This is a genomic window from Dietzia sp. Cai40 (assembly GCF_014145165.1).
Taxonomy (GTDB): domain Bacteria; phylum Actinomycetota; class Actinomycetes; order Mycobacteriales; family Mycobacteriaceae; genus Dietzia; species Dietzia natronolimnaea.
On the sequence record NZ_JAALEB010000332.1, the window covers coordinates 1 to 2,820 of the forward strand.

General features: G+C 70.5%; 1 protein-coding gene, 1 tRNA gene and 1 pseudogene. All 3 read left to right on the forward strand.

Annotated elements, in window-relative coordinates; all coding sequences use genetic code 11:
* A pseudogene (locus G6022_RS12700) lies at window positions 1-362 on the forward strand (metallophosphoesterase); the annotation flags it as partial.
* Window positions 363-431: 69 nt separating this feature from the next.
* Window positions 432-505 (forward strand) — tRNA-Pro (locus tag G6022_RS12705).
* A gap of 118 nt (window positions 506-623) precedes the next feature.
* Window positions 624-2,705, forward strand: coding sequence for an acyl-CoA dehydrogenase (locus G6022_RS12710; RefSeq protein WP_182609468.1), 2,082 nt, complete (start codon window positions 624-626; stop codon window positions 2,703-2,705).
* Window positions 2,706-2,820: the final 115 nt, after the last annotated feature.

Consider the following 2,820-nt stretch of genomic DNA (forward strand, 5'->3'; position numbering starts at 1 on the left):
TCGACCTGCGGATCGGGCTGGTCCACTCCCCGGAGCCCCGGGTACTGGACCGTTTCGACGCCGACGGGTACGACCTCGCGGTGGCGGGCCACACCCACGGCGGACAGCTCTGCCTGCCCACTGGGGCGATCGTCACCAACTGCGGCATCGACCGCTCGCGGGCGCAGGGCCTGTCCGCGTGGGGCCGGAACCTGGTCCTGCACGTGTCCGCCGGACTCGGGACCTCGCCGTACGTGCCGGTCCGGACGTTCTGCAGGCCCGAGGCCACACTTCTCGAGCTGGTCGCCGGACCCGGCGGTGGCGGAGACGACGCGACGGTGCCGGAGACGCCGTTGCGCGAACGGGTGCCGCTGCCGGCCTGACCCGGTTTCGCGAATCACCCCGGTTTCGCGAATCACCCGGCGGGGCGCTAGAGTATCCCTCGTTGTCACCGGGGTGTGGCGCAGCTTGGTAGCGCGCTTCGTTCGGGACGAAGAGGTCGTGGGTTCGAATCCCGCCACCCCGACAATGCGAGGTCCCGGGCCGTTCACGGTCCGGGACCTCGGTCATTTGCGTCCCCTGACGGTCCGATTCCGGCCGCGCTACCGGTGCACTTCGGCGTGGACGATCCGTAGAGTCGTGTCATGACCTCCCAGACCGACGTCCAGAACGCCGCGGCCCCGGGGGCGGCAGCCCCCCAGACGACCCACACGGGCCATCCCCACTACGGCCGCATCACCACCACCGGTCAGGGGGACCCCGCCCTCGCCGCCGGGCTCCAGAAGGTCCTCGACGGCCGCTGGGCGGACGCGCGCCGGATGACGCGGGAGGCCATGACCCCGGACATGCTCAACCCGATCGGGGTCACCATGGAGGAGCACCGCGCCCATGTGCTCGACCAGATGAGGCGCCTGGCCGACTCGGGCATGCCCGGGCTGGGGTTCCGCACCGAGGACGGCGGCACCGGGGACACCGGTGGGGCGTTGACCTCCTTCGAGATGCTCGGCCACCTCGACCTGTCCCTCATGGTCAAGGCCGGCGTGCAGTGGGGCCTGTTCGGCGGGGCGATCGCGAATCTCGGCGACGCCGAGACGCGTGGGAAGTACCTGCCGGGAGTCATGAACCTCGACCTCATGGGCTGCTTCGCCATGACCGAGCTCGGCGGCGGGTCGGATGTGCAGAACCTCGAGACCACCGCCACCTTCGACACGGAGACCGACGAGTTCGTCGTCCACTCCCCCACTCCGAGTTCCGAGAAGTGGTACATCGGCAACGCGGCCCGCGACGGGTCCATGGCCGCGGTGTTCGCGCAGCTCATCACCCGCGCCGAGAGCGGTGAGGAGCTCCGCCACGGGGTCCACTGCCTGTTGGTGCCGATCCGGGACGAGGCCGGGAACGACCTGCCGGGGGTCAGGACGACCGATCACGGGCACAAGGGCGGACTGCTCGGCGTGGACAACGGCAAGATCATGTTCGACCACGTGCGTGTCCCCCGTGAGGCGCTGCTCGACCGGTTCGGTGCGGTGGACGCCGACGGACAGTACTCGTCGCCCATCGACTCCGTCGGTGCCCGCTTCTTCACCATGCTCGGCACGCTGATCCGCGGCCGGGTCTCGGTGGGTGCGGCCGCCGGTGCCGCGGCCCGGACCTCACTCGCGCTTTCGGTGCGGTATTCGCTGATCCGCCGCCAGTTCGACCACCCCGCGACGGGCAAGGGCATCCCGCTGTTGGAGTACCGCGAGCACCAGCGTCGTCTGATGCCGCGGGTGGCCCGCGCGTACGCCTACGCGTGCGCCCAGAACGCGATCGTCGCCGAGCTCCACGACTTCGAGAAGAACCCGGAGGCGTTCGACGCCGAGCGGCGCCGCGAGATGGAGTCCCACGCCGCGGGGATCAAGGCCACCGTGACGGGCTTCGCCAACGACACCATCATCGAGGCCCGTCTGGCCTGCGGTGGGGCCGGGTACATGGCCGAGAACCTGCTCACCGAGATGCGCAGGGACTGCGACGTCTTCTCGACGTTCGAGGGCGACAACGTGGTGCTGACGCAGTTGGTGGCCAAAGAGCTGCTCGGAGCCTACGCCGCGGAGTTCGGGGACATGGACCAGCGCGAGACCGTGGCCTTCGCCCTCACCACCGCGGTGGACGTGGTGCAGGAGAAGGCCCGGGCGTCGACGCTGTGGCAGAAGCTCATCGACACGGTGACGGACCGGGAGAACACGGACCTGCTCGACCGCGCCAACCAGCTGGAACTGCTGGTGGACCGCGAGGAGCACCTGTTGGAGACGGTCGCCCGCCGCCTGCGCAAGGCCCAGGGCGAGGACGGCTCGGCGGCGTTCAAGGTGTTCAACTCGGCGCAGGACCACATGCTGCAGGCCGGGCGCGCGCACATGGACAGCTGGGTGTTCGCCCGCTTCGCCGAGGCCGTGGACGCCTGCGAGGACCCCGAGGCCAAGGAGGTCCTGGGAACGCTGTGCGACCTCTACGTCCTGGACATCGTGGACCGCGACAAGGGGTGGTTCCTCGAGCACAACCGCCTGACGACCGAGCGCACCAAGGCCGCGACCGCCGCCCGCAACCGCCTGTGCACCAAGCTCGCGGGCAAGGCGCGGACCCTGGTGGACGCTTTCGCGATCCCCGAGTTCGTCTTCGACGTCCCGATGCTCACCGACGGCGGGGTGGACGCCCCCATCGAGACCACGTCGGGAGCCGACGAGCGCGGTTGACGGGCCGCTGACCGCAGATCCCGGCCGCCACCGCGGCGCACAGGGCCACCGCGGCCAGCACCGCGGCGGCCGTCCACGCCACGGTGGGGGAACCACCCAGCAGGACCGCGTCGAG

Bases quoted from the DNA above. Each gene is read 5' to 3' on its own strand.
- G6022_RS12710 (WP_182609468.1), top strand. From the start codon at position 624: ATGACCTCCCAGACCGACGTCCAGAACGCCGCGGCCCCGGGGGCGGCA.